Raw genomic sequence first — 20067 nt, 5'->3', positions numbered from 1 at the left:
ACTCACACCCACGTCCGGGGGCGGAAACGGTTGGCCCGTTCCACCAGTTCGATCCTCTCCTCGCCACCCTGAGCGAGCCGGGCCAGTGTCCGGTACGAACGCTCCAGACCGAACCGGAGGCCGCGCTCGTCCAGGTCGCTGCCGAGCAGCACGGTCCGCGTGCCGGTGGTGGCCGGCGGCGCGGAGGCGTGACCAGAGTGCCTACCGGAGAGTACCCAGTCGAGCGCCGTGCCCAGTACCTCGGTCGACAGGCGCTCCCTGCGCACCGCGTCGAGACCGAAGGCGGCGAGCGCCTCGGTCTGCCCCGCGGCGGCCGTCAGGTCGTCCAGGAAGGCGGCGTCCAGCGACGGGTCCGCACCGGCGCCCATGCGCTGCCGCAGCCGCGCCCGCACCGCCGCGACCCGGGCAGCGGTGTAGTGGATGGACGACTCCGGCACCGACTCCAGGGTGCGCACGGCGCCGCCGCGGTCACCGGCCGCGAGCTGCACACGGGCCAGGCCGAACGCCGCGCTCACATAGCTCGGGTCGGTCGCCCACACCAGGCGGTAGTACTCGGCGGCGTTGTCCAGCTGGCCGAGGACCTCCGCGCAGACGCCGAGCGCCAGCTTGGGCGCGGGCTCGCCGGGAAAGGCGTCGTAGACGGCGTCGAAGGAGAGCGCCGACGTCTCGAAGTCGCCGGTCGCCAGGGACGCGACGCCCCGGTACCAGACCACCCGCCAGTCGTCCGGATGCTGGAGCTCCAGATCGGCCAGGGCCTGCGCGGCGGGCCGCAGTTCCCCCATGGCGAGGCGGGCGCGCAGGCCGCGCAGCTGGAGTTCGAGGGAGGCGGCGGGCGCCGCCCGCAGCGCGGTGATCAGCTCGGCGGGCGCGGAGGCGATGAGGCCCGCGAGGAACCCGGCGTTCGGGTCGGCCGGGTCGACGAGCGGCACGGGCAGCGCGAGGGCGGTGGTGACGGCGTCCATCGCGCGGACGATGCCGGTGGCGCCCTGCGGGCCGGTGCCGGTGCCGGTGCCGGGCGCGGGCGGTGCGGCGCGTACCCCCAGCAGGGACACGTCGCCGGTCTGCTCCGCGAACAGCTCGGTGTCCGGCACCTTCACCTCGGGTCCGAACAGCGTGGAGAGCGCGGGCCGCGGGCGCCCCGTCTGCAGCGCCACGACCTCCCGCAGGACGCCCGTGAGCTGCTCGGCCATCTCCTGCGCGGTGGCGAAGCGGCGGGCCGGGTCCGGGTCGGTGGCGCGCACCAGGAGCCGGTAGAACGACTCGTACGTACGGAAGACGTCGATGTTGTCCGGGTCGGGCAGGGAGTCCACGAAGACGTTGGTGTAGCCCTGGAAATCGAACGTCAGGACCGCGAGGGTGCGCGCGACCGTGTAGAGGTCGGAGGCCACCGAGGGGCCCGTGTCGGCGACTTCGGGGGCCTGGTAGCCGACCGTGCCGTAGATCGCGGACTCGTCGTCGTCCATCCGGCGGACCGCGCCCATGTCGATGAGCTTCAGCTGGCCCTCGGTCTGGATGGCGTTGTCGACCTTGAAGTCGCAGTAGAGGAGGTTGCGGCTGTGCAGATGGCCGAGCGCCTCCAGGGCCTCGATGCCGTACGCGCAGGCCTGCTCCACCGGCAGCGGGTCGCGCCTGCCGGTCTCCGTGCGGCGGCCGTTGGCTATCTCCTTCAGCGACTTGCCGCCGACGTACTCCATGACGATGTAGCCGTCCATCGAGCCCGTGCGCTGGTCGAGGTGCTCGACGAAGTTGTAGATCCGCACGATGTTGGAGTGCTCGATCTCGGCGAGGAAGCGGCGCTCGGAGATGGCCGCCGCCATCGCGTCCTGGTCGCCCGTGTCGAGCAGGCCCTTGAGGACCACCCAGCGGTCGGACACCGCGCGGTCGATGGCGAGGTAGACCCAGCCGAGCCCGCCGTGCGCCAGACATCCCACGACCTCGTACTGGCCGTGCACGATGTCGCCGGGGTTCAGCTTGGGCACGAAGGAGTACGGGTGACCGCACTTGGTGCAGAACCCCTCGGTGCGGCCCGGCCGGTCACCCCGCGCCCGCCCCACCGGGGCCCCGCAGTCCGAGCGCGAGCAGAACCGCTTGCGCTCCGGCACCTCCGGGTGATCCTGCACCGCGCCGCGCGGGTCGGGGCGCGGCACGTCCGGCACCGCGACCAGGCCGGCCCCGAGCCGCCCGCGGCCCGACGACGAGGCCGCCGAACCCGAGCTGCGCACCGACACCGAGCGGGATGTCGAGTCGCCGGACAGCGAGCGGGACAGCCGCCCCGACACCGACCTGCGCGAGGAGTGCGACCGCGAGGAACGGGACGAGCGCGAGGACGTGCCGGAGGTGGAGCGGGCGCTGGAACTGCCCGAGCCCCGCGACCCCTTGGCGCCGGCCGTGATGCCCGTCGGCGACGAGCCGACCATGCCGTTGGGCGCGACGACCGGGGCGAGGCCGCAGGTGTCGCAGTACATCTCGCCGCCGCCGACGTCCTCGTACGACCCCGTGCATCCGGGCCGCTGACACTGTCGCTGGCTCACGATTCCCCCGTCCGGTCGGTGGGCCCGCCCTGCTGCGGGACCTTCGGCGCGAGCGCCTCCGCGGCGGCCTGCTGGTAGCGCAGGACCGCCTGCTCCGCCACGCGGAGATCGCAGGGCGCGCTCCACAGCATCCGGCGCGCCGCGTCGTACCGCTCGATCAGGAACGGGTCCTCGGCGTGGCCGAGGCGGGCGATCTTCGCCTTGTACGCGTCCAGGCGGCCGCGCAGCTCCGCGCGGACCGCGAGCGGCGCCGTCACGGCGGTCAACGACTCGCGGGCGCGCAGCAGTTCGTCCTCGGCCTTCTCCTCGAGGGACTCCAGGAGCGGCGAGAGGCGGTGCCACTGCCCGAACCTGCGGTACTCGGCGGCGGCCGCCAGCTGTTCCTGCAGCGCGGTCGGCGGGCCGCTGACCGCGGGGACCTCGGAGGCGGCGATCTTGGCGAGGACCTCGCCCCGGGCGCTCCTGGCCTCCGCGAGGGTGCGGTCCGCGCGCGAGAGCACGTCGCGCAGCCTGCCGAGCCGGGCCTCCGCGTCCTGGCGGACGGTGAGCACCGCCTCGATCTCGCGGCGCACCTCCTCCAGGGCGCGGGCCTCGCGGTCGTAGCGCTCGGTGTGCGGGCGGCCGCCGCCGGGCGCCGAACTGCCCTCGGCGCGCTGCCAGAAGGCGAGCGGGTCGGAGACCACCTGCTCGCGCAGCGCGGTCAGGGTGCGGGTGATGCGGTCCAGGTCGTCGCCCGCGGGGTGCTCCCCGGGACGTACGCCCACGGAGTGCGCGAGCTGGCGGGTGCGGCCCAGCTCGGCGGCGAGCAGGTCGATGCGGGCGGGCAGTGCCGACCAGACCGCGTCGGCGGCGACCACCATGTCCAGGGAGTGCGCGTACAGCTCGTTCATCCGCGCCACGAGCTCTTCGAGCGTGAAGCGTTCGGTGAGTCTGGCGGGGCCGGTGACCGCGGCGGACGCACCCGAAGCGGAGCCGCCCGGGACCGTCACCGAGTCGCCGCGCAGCAGCTCGGTCAGCTCCACGAGGTCGTCCCGGCCGGGCCAGCGTCTGCGCTCCCGTACGTCGTGCGCGGTGCGCAGGGCGCCGGCGTAGGCGTCGAAGTAGGCCCAGAGCAGCGTGATCCGCTCCTCCGTCGTGGTCCAGCGCTCCTCGGTGACGCCGGTGAGCCGGGCGCCTTCGAGCAGGCGGCGGCCCGCGTGGTCCTGGAGGGCGAGGAGCGAGGTCTCGATCGCCTCGTGCTCGGCGTCGAGGCGCGCCAGCGCACGGTCCACCTCGTCCCGGTCCATCACCGGACCGGGGGGTCCCGCGACGCTCATCGATCACCTCTCCGCTCTGTGTCGCCGTGAGTCCTCGGTCGTGAGTCCTCAGTCGTAACTCTCCAGTGGTACCAGGTCCGTTGTCGGCTCCGGGTCAGTCGCGGTACGCGGGGGCCGGCGGGTCCGCGTCCTTGTCGAGGGCCGCCTTCAGCCAGCGGTCGTAGGACTTCTTCCAGCCGTCGTCGTCGCGGTAGTCGTCGAGGACCTTGTTGACCCGGCGGACCAGGTCGTCGGAGCCCTTCTTCATCGCGATGCCGTAGTGCTCGGTGGTGAACGGCTCCTTGCCCTTCAGCTCCACCGTCGGGTCCTGCGCCGCCTGGCCCGCGGCGAGCGCGCTGTCGGTCACCACGGCGTCCACCTCGCCGAGCTGGAGCCGCACCAGGCAGTCGAGCTGGTTCGGGACCGTGGTGGAGATGTCGGCGCCGTAGTTCTTCTTCTTGAGCTCCTCCTCGGCGATGGAGCCGGAGGCGGTGCAGATCTTCTTGCCGGCGAGCGAGGTGTCGTAGCCGGTGATGTCGGAGTTCTTCGGGGCGAGCACCTGCTGGCCCGTCTCGAAGTAGCCGGTGGAGAAGTCGACGTCCTTCAGACGCTCGCAGTTGACCGTCATGGTGCGCACGACCATGTCGACCTGACCGCTCTGGATCGCCTTGATGCGCTGGTTGGTGGGGATCGCGCGGAACACCACGGCGTCGCGGTCGCCGAAGATCTCCTCGGCGATCTCGTGCGCGAGGTCGATGTCGAAGCCCTCCAGACGGCCGCCCGCCTTGTTCGGGTCGCGGTAGCCCCACCGGTAGCTGTTCTGGTCGACGCCGACGACGAGCTTCTTCACCTCGCGGTTCTTGATCTTCTCGATCGCCGGGCCGTCCTTGCCGGAGGGGCGCAGGCTGCGGTCGTTGCAGTCGTCGGCGTCGGCCCGCGCGGGGGCCGCGACCGTGCTCCCGGGGCCGCCGCGGCCGGTACTGCCGTCCCCGCCGCCGCCCCACTGCGGGAGCACCAGGACCAGCGTGCCCGTCAGGGCGCACGCCACGCCCATCGCGCCGATGCCGCCCCAGCCGCGCAGCCTGCCGGGCGTGCCGCGCCGTGTCCGCATCGTCCGCGCGCCCCCTCTCACCTCTGACTCCATCACCGGTACTCCGAAAGCCTGCGGCCGATACCGAGCACGGCGCCCGCCGCGGCGAGCACGGCGAGCACGGCGGCGCCGACCGGGAGCCCGCTCATGGCGCCCCTGCCGTCCCGCGCCGCCTGCTGGAACTCGTTCTGTTCGAAGGCCAGGGCCCGGTCCAGGGCCGCGTCCACGTTGTCGAAGCACTCACCGGTCGGCTTGTCGGCCTTGGAGCCGATGACCTTGTCGAGCGCGCCCCGGTAGTTGCCCGCGTCGTCGCTGGCGCGCGCCACCTTGTGCCGGTCCTTCCACACGCCCACGTTCTTCGCGGCCTCGGTGACGGGGCTCTCGCCGCCGGTGTCGCGGGCGAGGTCGGCGGCCCTGCCGAGCAGACCGCTCCCGGCGCCGCCCAGCTGCTTCATCTGCGCACGGTAGGCGACGTCGAACTTGTCCTGCGCCTCGCCGTTCACCTCGGTGGTCTCCGCGCCCCGGCTGACCAGGGTGAGGTTCTCGTTGCCGCGCGCCTTCAGGGAGCTGATGCGGGCGTCGTTGAGGACGTTCAGCGAGCGCACGCCGTGGTCGTAGGAGTCGCCGAGACCCGAGCGGGCCACGGTGTGGCCGACGACGAGCCAGAGCAGCACCACCGTCGCGGCGGCGCTCGCGCCGAGCAGGCCGTGGTTGAACACCCGGTTCGTACGGCGGTAGTTGCGGCGCTGCGCCCAGCCGAGGGCGGCGAGGGCGAGGACGCCGAGGGCGATGGCGAACCAGGGGTAGGGCCTCGCGCTGTCGTAGTCCGAGCTCAGCCGGTCGTTCTCCGCCGTGTAGAGCTTCTCGGCGGCCGGCAGCATCTGGGTCTGCATCTTGTCGTTCGCGTACCGCAGATAGGCGCCGCCGAGCGGCAGGCCCTGGCGGTTGTTGGCGCGGGCGCGCTCGATCAGGCCGGTGTACTCGGGCAGCAGCTTGTTCAGCTTGCCGACGGAGGCCGCCGAGGAGGAGCCCGACCCGGCGTTCGACGCGGCCTTCGCCAGCTTGTCGGAGGCGCGCTCGATGTCGCGCTCGTAGCGCGCGCGTACGTCGGCGGGCTCCTGGCCGCCGGCCAGGAAGCCGCTGGAGGCCGCGGTGTTGGCGTCCGCGAGGGAGCGGTAGATGGCCGCGGCGTCGGAGGTCAGCGGCTGGCTGCGGTGCAGCACGTCGTCCGCGGCGGCCGAGCGCTCGGTCATCTGCCAGGTGGTCACCGCGCCGAACGCGACGACGAGCAGGGCCAGTACGGCGCCGATGATGCGGAGCCTGCCCGGTTCCGTGGTCGCGGCGGCGCGCAGCCGGTCCACGCCCTCGGACCAGGCGGTACGGCGGCGCGGGGCGCCGGGGGCCGCCGGGGGGCCAGGAGTACCCGGGGTGTGTGGAGTGCCTGGCGTCCCCGGTATCTCCGGTGAGGTCGACGGCGGCGGTACGGACGCGGCGCCCGGCGCCTGCGGCGGCCCGGCGGGCATCGCGGGCGCGGCCGGACCGGGGCCCTGCGTCGGCGGCCCCGGCGGGCCCGGCGGCACGGCTCTGCCGCTCGGCGGTTGTGTCACCTCGACCTCGACCTCCCCCTCGGTCTCCGGACAGTTGCTCCCGCCCGGCGCGCGGCGCGGGAAGAAGTGCTCGGCCGCAAGTATTGCCGCAGGGACTCACATCCGCACAGGTCTTGACTCGATCTTGTGCGGATCCCTGCCCTTGTACACGTGATTGAGGGGGGTTCGGTTCCATACCCCGCGCCACAGGGCGCGGGGCATCCGTCCGTTCAGCCGCGGGCGCCGCCCTCGTACTGCTCGCGCACCCGCGCGAACACCCGCGCGGGCGCGTCCACCCGGTCCAGGCCGAGCAGGGCCGCGCCGAGCACCGGCCGTGCGGCGACCACCCGGGGTACGGCCTTCGGCGCCCGCTCCGCGAGCAACATCCCGATCCGGTCGTCGAGTTGCGGGTGACGGGCGGCCAGGACGCTGCCGCCCAGCAGGACCGGCGCCTCCTCGTCGAGCAGGCCGAGCCGGTCCAGGGCGACGCCCGCCATGGCCACCACCTCGTCGGCCATCCGGTCCACCAGCGACCGGGCGACGGCGTCGCCGGCCGCCGCCGTGGCGAACAGGACCGGCGTCAGCTCGTGCCGCCGTAGCGCGGCGATGTGTCCCAGGTGCAGCGCCTCGATCAGCGCGTACATCGACACCAGCCCGAAGTGCGCGGGCAGCGCCTCGCGCAGCGCCGTCGCGGGCCCGCGCCCGTCCTCGGCGCGTGCCGCGTGCCACAGCGCCTCCTCGGCGAGGGCGGCCCCCCCGCCCCAGTCGCCGGAGATCCGGCCGATGGCCGGGAAGCGGGCGGTGCGGCCGTCCGCCAGCATGCCGACGCAGTTGATGCCCGCGCCGCACACCACGGCGACACCGCGCGGCTCGGCGTCCTCCAGGAGCCCGGCGCGCAGGACCGCGAACGTGTCGTTGCGCACCTCGACGGAGGAGCCCCAGGCGCGCAGCCGCAGCGCCTGCGCCAACTGCCGCTCCTCGACCGGGAGATCGGCGTTGGCCAGACACGCCGACACATGGCCCACGGAGTCGGTGCCGGCCTCGGCGAACGCCCGCGCCACCGCCCCCGCGAGGATGTCCACCGCGGCCTCGACGCCGACCAGCGGCGGCTGGAACCCGCCGCCGCGGGCCGCGCCGACGACGCTGCCGTCGGCCGCGACCACCGCGACGTCGGTCTTGCTGTTGCCCGCGTCGATCGCGAGCACGCTCGTGCCTACGCCCACGCCAGGTGCTCCCGGTTGTGCGCGATGAGGCTGTCGGTGAGCTGTTCGGCGTACGCGTACTGACCGATCAGCGGGTGCGCGAGCAGCGCCTTGAAGACGCGCTCGCGGCCACCGTGCAGCGCGGCTTGGAGAGCCAGGTCCTCGTAGCCGGTGACGTGCGCGATCAGTCCGGAGTACAGCGGGTCGAGACCCGGCACGGGCAGCGGCGTGGCGCCCGAGCGGTCCACCGTCGCCTGCACCTCGATGACCGCGTCGTCGGGCAGGAACGGCAGCGTGCCGTTGTTGACGGTGTTCACCACCTGGTGCGGGCTGCCGCCGTTGCCGAGCAGCGAGGCCGCCAGGTCCACGGCCGCCTCCGAGTAGAAGGCGCCGCCGCGCCTGGCGAGCAGCTCCGGCTTCTCGTCGAGCGTCGGGTCGCCGTACATCTCCAGCAACTCGCGTTCCATCGCGGCGACTTCGGCGGCGCGCGACGGCTTGATGCGGAGCTCCTCGACGACGGCGTCGTGCTGGTAGAAGTAGCGCAGGTAGTACGAGGGGACGACGCCGAGCCGGTCGACGATGGCGCGGGGCATGCGCAGGTCCTCGGCGACCGCGTCCCCGTGCTCGGCGAGCAGCTTCGGCAGGACGTCCTCGCCGCCCGGCCCCCCGAGCCGTACCCCCGTCTCCCAGGTGAGGTGGTTGAGGCCCACGTGATCGAGGTGCACCTCGCCCGGCGCGACGTCGAGCAGCCGCGCGAACTTCCGCTGGAAGCCGATCGCCACGTTGCACAGGCCGACGGCCTTGTGCCCGGCCTGGAGCAGCGCACGGGTGACGATGCCCACCGGGTTGGTGAAGTCGATGATCCAGGCGTCGGGGTTGGCGCGCCGCACCCGCTCGGCGATGTCGAGGACGACCGGCACCGTGCGCAGCGCCTTCGCCAGACCGCCCGCGCCGGTGGTCTCCTGCCCGACGCAGCCGCACTCCAGCGGCCAGGTCTCGTCCTGCTGCCGGGCGGCCTGCCCGCCGACGCGCAGCTGGAGGAGGACCGCGTCGGCGCCGGCGACGCCCGCGTCCACGTCGGAGGTGGTGACGATGCGGCCCGGGTGGCCCTGCTTGGCGAAGATGCGCCGCGCGAGGCCGCCCACCAGCTCCAGGCGGTCGGCCGCCGGGTCCACGAGGACGAGCTCCTCGATCGGCAGGGTGTCCCTCAACCGGGCGAACCCGTCGATGAGTTCGGGTGTGTAGGTCGACCCTCCGCCGACCACTGCGAGCTTCATACCGTTTCTCAGCCCTTTACTCCGGTGAGGGTGACGCCTTCGACGAAGGCCTTCTGTGCGAAGAAGAAGATGACGATGACGGGCGCCATGACGAGCAGCGTCGCGGCCATGGTCATGTTCCAGTTGACGCTGTGGGCGCTCTTGAACGACTCCAGGCCGTAACTGAGCGTCCACGCGCCGGGGTTCTGGGCCGCGTAGATCTGCGGCCCGAAGTAGTCGTTCCAGCAGTAGAAGAACTGGAAGAGCGCGATGGCGGCGATGCCGGGCTTGGCCATCGGCACCACGATCCTGACGAGCGTACGGAACTCGCCGCAGCCGTCGACCTTCGCGGACTCGATGTACTCCTTGGGGATGGTGAGGAGGAACTGCCGCAGCAGGAAGATCGAGTACGCGTCGCCGAACGCCATCGGGATGATCAGTGGCCACAGCGTGCCCGACAGGTGGAACTGCTGCGCCCACACCAGGTACATCGGGATCACGATGACCTGCGGCGGCAGCATCATCGTCGAGATGACGAGCAGCATCGCGGTGCGCCGGCCGCGGAAGCGGAACTTGGCGAGCGCGTACGCCACGGGGACCGCCGAGCAGACCGTGAAGAGGGTGCCGAGCCCCGCGTACATCAGCGAGTTGCGCCACCAGTCGAGGAAGCCCGGCGTCTCGAAGACCTGTCGGTAGTTGGACCAGTGCCACGCGTCGGGCCACAGGTCGCCGCTCATCGCCTGCGAGTCGCTCATCACCGACGTCAGGAAGACGAAGACGAACGGCAGGACGAAGAGCAGCGCGACGGCGATCGCCACGCTGTGCACGGCTATCCAGTGCAGGATCCGCTTGCGGCGGGCGCGGGCGGCGGCGGGGCCCCGTTCCCGGGAGGCGGGGGCCGCGGTGGTCGGCGCGCCGAGAGTCGTGGTCGTCATGAGTCCTCAGTCCTCCGCCGCGAGCAGCCCGGAGCGCTTGCGCATCAGGAGCGTCGTCACGGCCATGGCGATGGCGAAGAGCACGAGCGAAAGCACGCACGCGGCACCGGTGTTGAAGTTCTGGAAGCCCATCTGGTAGACGAGCTGGGGGACCGTGAGGGTCGAGTGGTCCGGGTAGCCGGGCTGGATCACCGAGCCGGGGCCGATGTTGACGCCGGAGGCCACCTTCCCCGCGACCAGGGCCTGCGTGTAGTACTGCATGGTCTGTACGACGCCGGTGACCACCGCGAACATCACGATGGGCGTGATCGCGGGCCAGGTCACGTAACGGAACTTGGCGAAGGCGCCCGCGCCGTCCAGGTCGGCGGCCTCGTACTGCTCCTTCGGCACGTCGAGCAGTGCCGCCATGAAGATCACCATCAGGTCGCCGATGCCCCACAGGGAGAGCAGCACCAGTGAGGGCTTGGCGGTGTCCGGGTCGTTGAACCAGTTGGGCCCGGAGATGCCGACCGCGTCCAGGATCTCGTTCACCGGGCCGGTGCCGGGGTTGAGCAGGAAGACGAAGGCGACGGTGGCGGCGACCGGCGGGGCGAGGTAGGGGAGGTAGAAGGCGGTGCGGAAGAAGCCCGTGCCCGTCTTGATCTTCGTGATGAGCAGCCCGAGCGAGAGCCCGAAGACCACCCGCAGCGCCACCATGACCACGACCAGCCAGAGGGTGTTCCACAGGGCGGGAGCGAACAGCGGCATCTGCTCGAACACGTACCTCCAGTTCCTCAGGCCCACGAAGGTGGGCTCCTTGATCTGGTTGTAGTGCATGAACGAGAAGTAGACGGTGGCGATCAGCGGGTACGCGAAGAAGACGCTGAACCCGACCAGCCAGGGGGAGAGGAAGCCCAGCGTGCGCAGTCTGCGGCGCGCGGGGTTGGAGAGGGAGAGTGCCATGGCGGGGTCCTCGGTTCAGCTCTTCGACTGGAGGGTGTCGGCGTCGATCTGTTCGTCGAGCTTCTTCAGGCCCTTGCGCAGGTCGGGGACGCGCCCGGCCTCCGCGGAGTACGAGAAGTCCTGCAGCGAGACGACGTAGGCGCCGCCGTTGACGGAGGGCGGCAGGGCCTTGCTGTGCTTGTTCTCCAGGATGTCGAAGAAGGTCCGGAAGGTCGGATCGGCGTCCAGCTTCGGCGACTTGAGCGCCGCGAACGTGGAGGGCACGTTGTGGATGGCGTTCGCGAAGTCCACGACCTGGCCGGTGTCCGCGGTCAGGAAACGCACCAGCTCCCAGGCGGCGTTCTGGTGCTTGCTGCTGTGCGCGATGCCGGCGACGGTGCCGGTGATGAAGCCGCGCCCGTACGTGTCGGCCTGGTCGTCGGGTACGGGCAGCGGGGCCACGCCCCAGTCGAAGTCGGCCTTGGCCTCCTTCAGCATCAGGCCGCGCCATTCGCCGTCCAGGTGCATCGCGACCTTGCCGGTCAGGAAGGCGTTCTGGCTGGACATCTCGTCGCCGAAGGTGAGGCGGAACCGTTCGAGATCGCCGTAACCGCCCTGTGCGTCGGCGAGTTGCCGCGCCGTCTTGAAGAACGCGTACGTCGACGGCTCGTCGGCGAGCCGCGCGTCCCCGGCCTTGTCGAAGTACCGCGGTCCCCACTGGGCGAAGAGGCGGTCCGGACTGTTCTGGTAGAAGCGGAAGTTGGGCATGAACCCGACCCGCTTGTACGAGTTCTTGCCGCTGCGCACGGTCAGCTTCCTGCTGACCTCCTTGAACTCGGACATGGTGCGCGGCGGACGCTCGATGCCCGCCTCTTTGTAGGCGTCCTTGTTGTAGTACATCCCGAAGGCGTCGGCGAGGAGTGGCAGGGCGCACTGCTTGCCCCGGTAACTCGTGTAGTCGAGCAGGGTCTTGGGGAACGTCTTGCGCTTGTCGAGGCCCGTCTTCGCCATGAACGGATCGAGATCCGCCCACATCCCCGAGTCGCAGTACTGGCCGACGTTGTTGGTGGTGAAGGACGACACCACGTCCGGGGCCTTGTCGCCGCCCGCCCGCAGGGCCTGGTTGATGGTCTCGTCGGAGACGTTGCCGGTGGCCCGCACCTTGATGTTCGGGTGCAGCTTCTCGAACCGGTCGATGCTGTCGTTCACGGCCTTGACCTCGCCGGGCGTCGCCCAGCCGTGCCAGAACTTCAGGGTGACCGGCTCGGTGGGGTCGTCGTTCGCGCTGCCGACGCTCGGGTTGGCGCAGCCGGAGAGCAACAGACCGGCTGCGGCGAGCGCCGCGGACGCGCAGATGGGCATGCGCCATCGCGGCATGGCGGACTTCCTTTGCAGGAGGGGGAGTTGGCGGGGCGGTGGACTGGTGGGCGGGGGTGCTTCAGGCCGTGTCGAAGACCTGGTCGCGGGCCTGGGTGAGGGCCGAGCGGAGGGCACCGGTGAGGATCGGGTCGCCGTCGAGTTCGCTGATGCGGATCTGGGGGCGGGGGAGGGCGAGCCCGGTCAGCTCCTCCTCGACCCTGACCCGCAGCTTGTCGCCGCCGGCCTGGGCCACCGATCCGGACAGCACGACGAGTTCGGGGTCGACGACGGCGACGACCGCGGCGATGCCGGTGGCGATGCGGCGGGCGACCTCGCCGAGCGCGGTGTCGTCGGCCATGACCTCCTCCAACGTGGCGCCACCGTCGGTGAGTTCGCGGACGACGTACGCGGAGACGAGGCTCTCGAAGCCGCCGTTGCCGCCGCCCGTGCCCTCGCCGCGCAGCAGTGGGGCGCCGGGGAGCGGCATGTAGCCGATCTCGCCCGCTCCGCCGGTCGCGCCGCGCAGCAGGGTGCCGCCGAGCACGATGGCGGCGCCGACTCCTTCGTCGAGCCAGGTCAGCACGTAGTTGTCGTGGTCCTGGGCGGCGCCCTCGTACTGCTCGGCGACGGCGGCCAGGTTCACGTCGTTCTCGATGTCGACGGGCGTGCCGAGGACGGCGGCGAGATCGTCGCGCAGCGTCCGCGAGTGCCAGCCCGGCAGATGCGGGGCGTAGCGCAGCTGGCCGGTGTGCGGGTCGATGGCGCCGGGGGTGCCGATGACGGCGGCGCGCAGATCGTCGTGGCCGAGGCCCGCCTGGCGCAGGGCGCCGTCGACGGCTTCGGTGACGAGCTGGGCGGTACGGTGCCGGACGTCCTCGGCGACGGCGTCCGCCTCCACGCGCGCCTTGCCGAGGACGGTGCCGGTGATGTCGGCGACCAGGGCGGTGATGCCGGTGGGGTCGGCGGACAGTGCGGCGACGTGGCCGGCGCCGGGGTCGATCTCGTACAGCTGGGCGTTGGGGCCGGGGCGGCCGCTGAGGCTCCCGGTGGTGTGGACGAGCCCGGCGGCCTCCAGGCGGCCGAGGAGCTGCGAGGTGGTGGGCTTCGACAGTCCCGTGAGCTCGCCGATACGGGTGCGGGTGAGGGGGCCGTGGACGACGAGGAGGTCGAGGACGGCGCGGTCGTTCATGGCGCGCAGGACGCGGGGGGTGCCCGGGGTACCTGGGGAGCCCGAGGTACCCGGGGAGCCCGGGGTGCTGCCTGCTGTCGTCATGCCGACGCCTGCCTCTCGACCGCTAACTGTTAGGAAACTTTCCAATTGGTGAGGACCGTACGGCTGGCGTGAACGGGGCGTCAAGAGTGAATGGCTCCCCGGCTACGAAGTCGTTATCTCGGAGGGGTTGGTGTTGCGCAGGGTGCGGCGGCGACGGGGCTCGGTCTGTCTCGGCCTCTTCGGTGGGCCGGTGGCGTTGATGGGTACCGGGGCCGCCCGGGTGTTTGCGGAGTGTGGCGCCTCCGGGACGGGAGTAAAGGGCGCTTCGCTGCGCTACGCGTCGGCTTCGCCGATTGCGCTGCGCTCCACCCTTGACTCCCGTCCCTCCACCGCAGCGAAACGTCCGCCCCGGCCGGCCAGGGGATGGCGGCGGACCTAGCCGGTCGGGTCATCGGCTTTCGCGGCCGGGTGCGGCCCGGCCCATCGTGGGCGGACGCCCCGGTGCGAGCTCGGCCAGCCGCGCGGCATCGCCGCTCGGGTCATCGGCTCGCGCGGCGGGTGCGGACCGGCCCATCGTGGGCGCGGGCCTCGGTGCGTGCTCGGCCAGCCGTCCGGCTTCGCTGCGCGGGTCATCGGCTTTCGCTGCCGGGTGCGGTCCGGCCCATCGCCAGCGGACGCCACCTCCGTTGGACTGCCCGCCGGGGGGGGCTGGCACCTACTTTGGGAAAGTTGCGAATGAGTATGCCGCGCGCCCCCCTCCCACACCCCAAAGCGCCCCGGAAGCGGTCAATCCGCCGCGAGGGGTGGGGCGGACGGGGTTTCTGCGGGACACGGGGAGTCTCGGGACAGACGGGTTGTCGTGACGCATGAGGCATGCGGGATGGATGAGTTGAGTGGGGCTGCCGGGCTCACGTGGACGGCGCGAGCCTGCAACCGGCCACCCACTCGGCGGCGCGTGGAGCGTGGGGAGGGGGCGCGCGGGGGTCTGCTTCGCAACTTTCCCGAAGTAGGTGCCGGACCCCCCCCGGGCAGGACAGTGAAGGTGGCATCCGCTGGCGATGGGCCGGTCCGCACCCGGCCGCGCGAGCCGGTGACCCGAACCAGCTGGGCCGTGGGCCGAGCCCCGACCGTGGCATCCGCGCACGATGGGCCGGGCCGCACCCGGCGACGAGAGGGGGTGGCCCGAGCAGCGTGGCCGCGTGGCTGGCCGAGCACGCACCGAGGCGTCCGCCCGCGATGGGCCGGTCGGCACCCGGCAGCGAGAGGTGATGACCCGACCGGCTAGGTCCGCCGCCATCCCTTGGCCGGCCGGGTCGGACGTTTCGCTGCGGTGGAGGGACGGGAGTCAAGGGTGGAGCGCAGCGGAATCGGCGAAGCCGACGCGTAGCGCAGCGGAGCGCCCTTTACTGCCGGCCCGGAGGCGCCACACTCCGCAAACACCCGGGCGGCCCCGGTACCCATCAACGCCACCGGCCCACCGAAGGCTCCGCGCAGACCGAGCCTCGCCTCTGACGTCCGCCCCCATGGGGCCGGTTCGCGTGATGGACGGAGCAGAGCGGGCCAAGCCCGCCGCCATCCCCCTACTTCGACCTACTTCGACATGTTCGGCGGGGGCGGCGGGATCGGCGACGCCGCCAAGGACTGGGGGGACGTCGCCGACGCGTACGCCGAGAGGGCCGCCACCGCCGCCGACGGATCCGGCGCGTCCTCCGCAGACTGCAACGGAAGGCCGCCCACGATCCGGATGCCCGCCTCGTCGAACGCCCGCTTGATGCGCCACCGCAGCTCCCGCTCCACGCCCAGGGACTTGCCCGGCATGGTCTTGGCGGAGACCCGTACCACCATCGAGTCGAGCAGCACGCTGTCCAGGCCCAGGATCTCCACCGGCCCCCAGAGACGCTCGTTCCACGGCTCGTCCTTGGCCATGGTCTCGCCGACCTCCGCCAGCGTCGCCTTCACCTTCTCCAGGTCCTCGTCCGGGCGGACCGTCACGTCGACGCCCGCCGTGGACCAGCCCTGCGACAGGTTCCCGATCCGCTTGACCTCGCCGTTGCGCACGTACCAGATCTCGCCGTTGTCGCCGCGCAGCTTCGTCACGCGCAGGCCGACCTCGATGACCTCGCCGGAGGCCACGCCCGCGTCGATGGAGTCGCCGACGCCGTACTGGTCCTCCAGGATCATGAAGACGCCGGAGAGGAAGTCCGTGACGAGGTTGCGGGCGCCGAAGCCGATCGCGACGCCCGCGACACCCGCGGAGGCGAGCAGCGGGGCCAGGTTGATGTCGAAGGTGCCGAGGATCATCAGCGCGGCGGTGCCGAGGATCAGGAACGACGCCACCGAGCGGAGCACGGAACCGATCGCCTGCGAGCGCTGACGGCGGCGCTCGACGTTCACCAGCAGGCCGCCGAGCGCCGTGCCGTCCACGGCCTGGGCCGTGCGGTTCATGCGGTCGATCAGCTTGGTTATGGCGCGGCGCACCAGGACGCGCAGGACGACGGCTATCGCGACGATGAGCACGATGCGCAGACCGATGCCCAGCCAGGCGGACCAGTTCTGCTCGACCCAGCTGGCCGCGTTCGTGGCGCTCTCCTGCGCGTCCTCGAGCGTGGGCGGCTTCTGCGTCGGCTTGTCGTCCGGGTCCGTTCCGGCTGCCGACAGGACGGACAAGAACACTGCGGGTACCTCCAGGTATCGCGGCCTGCCCGGGAGGTGAGAGCGGCTCGACGGAGACGAACCGCGGGTCCGGGCAGACACACCACACTAACGGGGCATCGTGTGTGGATCGTTGCCATCTTCGCGGGAGAGACGGTGCTCACCTGGGGAAGAACCAAGGGACGTCCCGCCGCCGGCACCCGTTGTGGTCGAAAACACTTCAAGGCCGTTACGAGCACATGCTGGCGCTACGACCAGGCATGAGGGGAGACTGGCTGCAGATCGTCCCGGCGCGAGCCACGCGCCGCCGGCGTACAAGGAGGCATCCGCCGTGCCGCATGTCTTGGTCCTCAACGCGTCGTACGAGCCCCTCGGCGTCGTACCGCTCCGCCGCGCGCTCGTCCTCGTCCTGGAGAACAAGGCTCTCTGCCTCGAGGAATCCGGCGCCTTCATGCACAGCGCGTCGCGCACCGTCCCCGCACCCAGCGTGGTCCGCCTCAAGCGGTTCGTCCGGGTCCCCTACCGGGGGCCCGTTCCTCTGACCAGGCGGGCGCTGTTCGCCCGCGACGGCGGTCGGTGCATGTACTGCGGTGGCGTCGCAACCAGCGTCGACCACGTCATTCCGAAGAGCCGAGGCGGCCAGCACGCCTGGGACAACGTGGTGGCCTCGTGCCGCCGCTGCAACCACGTCAAGGCCGACCGTCACCTGATGGAGCTCGGGTGGCGGCTGCGGCACAAACCCGCACCGCCCTCCGGCCTCGCCTGGCGCATCATCGGGACCGGACACAGGGATCCGCGCTGGCTGCCGTACTTGCAGCCGTTCGGCGCGGACGACGCGATGGCCCGGATCGACGGCATTTCCGCCTAGCTCCCGATCCGGGCCTTTGTTGTACGCGGCTGTACGGCCGCGGGTGTACGGACGACGCGGTACGTACGCGGATGCCGTACGCGGTCGTCAAGGGTCACTCCTCGGCGACCGCGTACGCCTCCACCGACCAGAGCGAGTAGCCGAACCGCGTCGCCCGCCGGTCGCCCTGCACGCGGAGGTAGCGGGTGCCGGGCGCGTCCATCCGGACCGACTCGCGGCCGCCCCGGCCGTGCCGCACCGTGGCCGCCGTGCGCCAGGTCCGGCCGTCGGCCGACGTCTGCACGCGGTACCGGGCGGCGTACGCGTCCTGCCAGCGCAGCACGACCTCGCCGAGCCTGACCGGCCCGGCCAGTTCCACCTGCCACCACGCGCCGTCCTCGGCGGGTGACGACCAGCGGGTCCTCGGGTCGCCGTCGACGGCGGCCGACGCCGGGAAGTCCTTCGTCTCGTCGCCCGAGGAGTCCGCCCGCGCGCCGCGCGCCAGATCGGGGCCGGCGGTTCTGGGGACGGCGCGGACGGTCACCGTGCGGTTCTCCCCGCCGAAGGCCACCGGGACCTCGTACGTGCCCGCGCGGGTGCCCGCCGGGACGGTGAGGCCGACCGGGACGCCGACCCGCGTGCCGCGCGGCAGCGTGACCTCGCCGGGCGCCTTCACCGCGAGGCCCCGCGGGGCCCTCACCCGCAGCCTTCCGCGGACGTCGGCGGGGCGCAGGGAGCGCAGGCCCACCGTGATCCGGCTCGGGCCGCCGCCGATCTCCACGTCGGCCTCGGCGCGGCTCAGCGTCAGGCGGGCCGCCGGGCCGTCGGCGAACCACGGCACGAGGTGACGGACCGCGCCGTCCGCGCCGTGGGCGGGAACGACACGGACGGCGTCCGCGCGCCTCGCCGTGGTGCCCGCCGCGTGGCCGTCGTCCCGCGGGAGGCGGAGCTCCGTGAAGCCGCTGCGCGCGAGCGTGCCGAGCCGTCGCCAGCCCTCGCCGGGGACGTGCGACTCCACGGTGCCGCCGGTGCCGGGGTCGGCGAGCACCGTCACCGCGGCGAGCGCGCGGGCGCGGCCGAAGCGGGCCGTCGCCTCGTCGGTCGCCCGCTCGCCGTCGGTCCCCGCCCACGTCGCGTACGCCTGGAGCGCGCGCTGGAGGAACGGGTCGAGCACCCCCTTGCCGACGGTGACGCCGCCCTCCTTCAGCTCCTCGCGCAGTGCGGTCAGCCTGCGCGCGCCCCGCCAGGCGGCCGCGCCGTCCCCGGCGGACTGCGCGGCCAGCAGGTCCACCGCGGTCTCGCCCGCCGCGCCGTACCGCCCCAACTGCGTGATCCAGGGCCGCACCTCGCCGGCGAGCTCGCTGCCGGCCAGCCGGCGCGGCGCCCCGCGCATCACGGTGAAGGCGGCGCGCAGCCGCTTCGCCGCGCTCTCGGCGGCCGCCCGGTCCGGCTCCGTGCGGGCGCGCCAGAAGGCGGCCATGAGCGGGCGCAGATACGCCGACTCGTCGGCGCCGAGCACGGACGAGGCGTTGTTGCCCGCGAGGGCCCGCAGCGCGCCGCGCGCCTTCGGGTCCTCGCCCGCGAGGTCGTCGATGGCGGCGAGCCAGGACGCGTGGGGGCGGTAGGCGCGCGGGTTCCAGGCGTAGTCGGCGGCGGTGAACAGGGGGATGCGGGAGGCGGCCGGCTGCTCCATGGCGTTGCCGAGGAGCGCGGCCGATCCGGTGGCGACGGCGGGCCGGCGGCCGGTGTAGGGGCCGAGGAAGACGCGGTCCTGCGCGAAGTCGTTGACGGGGTAGTTGTCCATCGTGACCAGCGGGTGCGGCCCGAACGCGGCGCGGGCGCCCGCGAGTTCGCGCCCGGTGATGGTGCGGGGGACGACGCCGACGCCCGTCCAGGCCACCTCGACCCGGTGGTCGAGGCCGCGCGAGAGGGCCGCGCGGTACTCGGTCGTGCCCCTCTGGAAGTACTCGGTCGGCAACAGGGAGAGCGCCGGCGCCCCCGGGTGGCGCCGGGCCAGATGGGCGGCGACGGCGTCGGCGACCCGGGCCTGGGCCCGCGCCGCGGCAGCGGGGCCCGAGCCGAACCGTTCGGCGTCCTGCGCGCAGTGCCATTCGCTGTAGCTGACGTCCTGGAACTGCAGCTGGAAGGCGCGTACGCCGAGCGCCCACATGGCGTCGATCTTGCGGGTGAGGGCGGCGACGTCCTGGTCGGACGACAGGCACATGGCCTGGCCGGGGGAGACGGCCCAGGCGAGCGTGACGTGATGGGCGCGGGCGCGCTCGGCCAGCGCGCGGAAGTCGGCGCGCCGGGCGGCGGGGTAGGGCTCGCGCCAGCGGGCCTGGCGGTAGAGGTCGTCACCCGGGGCGTAGAGGTAGCGGTTCTGTTTGGTGCGCCCCATGAAGTCGAGCTGGGCGAGGCGCTGCTCGCGGGTCCAGGGGGTGCCGTAGAACCCCTCGGTCAGACCGCGTACGGCGGTGCCGGGCCAGTCCCGGATCCGTACGCCGGGCACCTGGCGCGGGCCGCTCCCCGCGCCGATGAGCTGCCGCAGGGTCTGTACGCCGTGGAAGAGGCCGTCCGTGCCGGTGCCCGCGAGGGCGATGGTCGCGCGCCCGGCGACGCGGCCGACGGCCAGGCGGTAGCCGCCCGCGGGCAGGTCGCCGCGCTCGCGGACGCCGAGGGAGCGCAGGGCCGGTTCGGCGCCGGTCCCGTCCGCGCGGACGACGAGGGCGCCGCCCGCGGGGAGCGGGTCGCCGTCGCGCACCTCGGTGATCCGCCGGGCGCCGGCATCGCGCAGCAGGGTGCGGAGGGTTCGGAGGGCGTACGGGTCGGCGGCGCCGGCTTGCGGTGCGACGAGGAGGACGTCGTCCCCGACGGTGACGGCGGTCCCGGTGGCGCTCATGGACTGGGGGCGCGGCCAGACGGCGGGCAGGCCGGCGCGGGGGGCCTCGTCCGGGGAGGTGACGGGGGCATCGGGTCGGGCGGGCGGTGCGGACGTACCGGGCGCACCAGGTGCTCCGGGGGCCGCGAGGGCGCCGGGCGCGCCGCCGAGTGCTCCAGCGATCACGGCGAGCGCGACGACGGCCGTACCCTTCCTGCGTCGCAGCTGCACGGCCCTCGCCCCTGTTCTCGTTCCCGGGGGTCCTTGCGGTCCCTTGCGTCACATGTGGCAGCGAGCCCACC

The 20067-nt window shown here is 72.8% G+C and carries 13 protein-coding genes; 1 reads left to right on the top strand and 12 read right to left on the bottom strand.

The window, feature by feature from the left end:
• Window positions 1-2 precede the first annotated feature (2 nt).
• The 11 genes from ACZ6B8_RS02665 to ACZ6B8_RS02615 all read right to left on the bottom strand — a co-directional run bounded on the left by ACZ6B8_RS02665 (window position 3) and on the right by ACZ6B8_RS02615 (window position 16061).
• Window positions 3-2531: a serine/threonine-protein kinase gene (locus ACZ6B8_RS02665; RefSeq protein WP_471606058.1), complete on the bottom strand. Its 2529-nt coding sequence runs from the start codon at window positions 2529-2531 to the stop codon at window positions 3-5.
• Window positions 2528-3847 (bottom strand): hypothetical protein, encoded by a 1320-nt coding sequence (locus ACZ6B8_RS02660; protein WP_471606057.1) that lies wholly within the window; start codon window positions 3845-3847, stop codon window positions 2528-2530. The genes ACZ6B8_RS02665 and ACZ6B8_RS02660 overlap by 4 nt, the downstream gene beginning before the upstream one ends.
• A gap of 94 nt (window positions 3848-3941) precedes the next feature.
• Entirely contained in the window at window positions 3942-4937 is a 996-nt protein-coding gene (locus ACZ6B8_RS02655; protein ID WP_471073834.1) for a glutamate ABC transporter substrate-binding protein, read from the bottom strand.
• Between the two features lie 32 nt (window positions 4938-4969).
• The gene (locus ACZ6B8_RS02650; protein WP_471606056.1) at window positions 4970-6523 is read right to left on the bottom strand and encodes a hypothetical protein; all 1554 of its coding nucleotides are present in this window, start codon (window positions 6521-6523) and stop codon (window positions 4970-4972) included.
• Window positions 6524-6732: 209 nt separating this feature from the next.
• Window positions 6733-7725, bottom strand: a complete 993-nt coding sequence (locus ACZ6B8_RS02645; RefSeq protein ID WP_471606055.1) for an N-acetylglucosamine kinase — start codon at window positions 7723-7725, stop codon at window positions 6733-6735.
• Window positions 7716-8981, bottom strand: coding sequence for a 6-phospho-beta-glucosidase (locus ACZ6B8_RS02640; protein WP_471606054.1), 1266 nt, complete (start codon window positions 8979-8981; stop codon window positions 7716-7718). Before ACZ6B8_RS02640 ends, ACZ6B8_RS02645 begins: the two co-directional genes overlap by 10 nt.
• An 8-nt stretch (window positions 8982-8989) precedes the next feature.
• Entirely contained in the window at window positions 8990-9895 is a 906-nt protein-coding gene (locus tag ACZ6B8_RS02635) for a carbohydrate ABC transporter permease (RefSeq protein WP_471073846.1), read from the bottom strand.
• A gap of 6 nt (window positions 9896-9901) precedes the next feature.
• Window positions 9902-10837, bottom strand: coding sequence for a carbohydrate ABC transporter permease (locus ACZ6B8_RS02630; protein ID WP_471606053.1), 936 nt, complete (start codon window positions 10835-10837; stop codon window positions 9902-9904).
• A gap of 15 nt (window positions 10838-10852) precedes the next feature.
• The gene (locus ACZ6B8_RS02625; RefSeq protein WP_471606052.1) at window positions 10853-12193 is read right to left on the bottom strand and encodes an ABC transporter substrate-binding protein; all 1341 of its coding nucleotides are present in this window, start codon (window positions 12191-12193) and stop codon (window positions 10853-10855) included.
• A gap of 61 nt (window positions 12194-12254) precedes the next feature.
• The gene (locus ACZ6B8_RS02620; RefSeq protein ID WP_471606051.1) at window positions 12255-13448 is read right to left on the bottom strand and encodes an ROK family transcriptional regulator; all 1194 of its coding nucleotides are present in this window, start codon (window positions 13446-13448) and stop codon (window positions 12255-12257) included.
• Window positions 13449-14978: 1530 nt separating this feature from the next.
• Complete coding sequence (locus ACZ6B8_RS02615; protein ID WP_471073857.1) at window positions 14979-16061, bottom strand: mechanosensitive ion channel family protein; 1083 nt, start codon at window positions 16059-16061, stop codon at window positions 14979-14981.
• A gap of 310 nt (window positions 16062-16371) precedes the next feature.
• Here ACZ6B8_RS02615 and ACZ6B8_RS02610 point away from each other — a divergent pair, with 310 nt between their 5' ends.
• Window positions 16372-16908: an HNH endonuclease gene (locus ACZ6B8_RS02610; RefSeq protein WP_150167800.1), complete on the top strand. Its 537-nt coding sequence runs from the start codon at window positions 16372-16374 to the stop codon at window positions 16906-16908.
• A 94-nt stretch (window positions 16909-17002) separates the two neighbouring features.
• On the opposite strand, the gene ACZ6B8_RS02605 is transcribed toward ACZ6B8_RS02610, so the two are convergent.
• Complete coding sequence (locus tag ACZ6B8_RS02605) at window positions 17003-19996, bottom strand: beta-N-acetylglucosaminidase domain-containing protein (RefSeq protein WP_471606050.1); 2994 nt, start codon at window positions 19994-19996, stop codon at window positions 17003-17005.
• Window positions 19997-20067: the final 71 nt, after the last annotated feature.

It is taken from the genome of Streptomyces sp. NPDC041122 (assembly GCF_055592445.1).
The sequence above is the reverse complement of the archived record's forward strand: the minus strand, read 5'-3'. Positions and strand labels throughout refer to the sequence as shown.

Coding starts and splice junctions, on each gene's coding strand:
- ACZ6B8_RS02660 (WP_471606057.1), bottom strand. CDS start 3,847: ATGAGCGTCGCGGGACCCCCCGGTCCGGTGATGGACCGGGACGAGGTG.
- ACZ6B8_RS02635 (WP_471073846.1), bottom strand. CDS start 9,895: ATGACGACCACGACTCTCGGCGCGCCGACCACCGCGGCCCCCGCCTCC.
- ACZ6B8_RS02640 (WP_471606054.1), bottom strand. CDS start 8,981: ATGAAGCTCGCAGTGGTCGGCGGAGGGTCGACCTACACACCCGAACTC.
- ACZ6B8_RS02655 (WP_471073834.1), bottom strand. CDS start 4,937: ATGCGGACACGGCGCGGCACGCCCGGCAGGCTGCGCGGCTGGGGCGGC.
- ACZ6B8_RS02620 (WP_471606051.1), bottom strand. CDS start 13,448: ATGACGACAGCAGGCAGCACCCCGGGCTCCCCGGGTACCTCGGGCTCC.
- ACZ6B8_RS02625 (WP_471606052.1), bottom strand. CDS start 12,193: ATGCCGCGATGGCGCATGCCCATCTGCGCGTCCGCGGCGCTCGCCGCA.
- ACZ6B8_RS02630 (WP_471606053.1), bottom strand. CDS start 10,837: ATGGCACTCTCCCTCTCCAACCCCGCGCGCCGCAGACTGCGCACGCTG.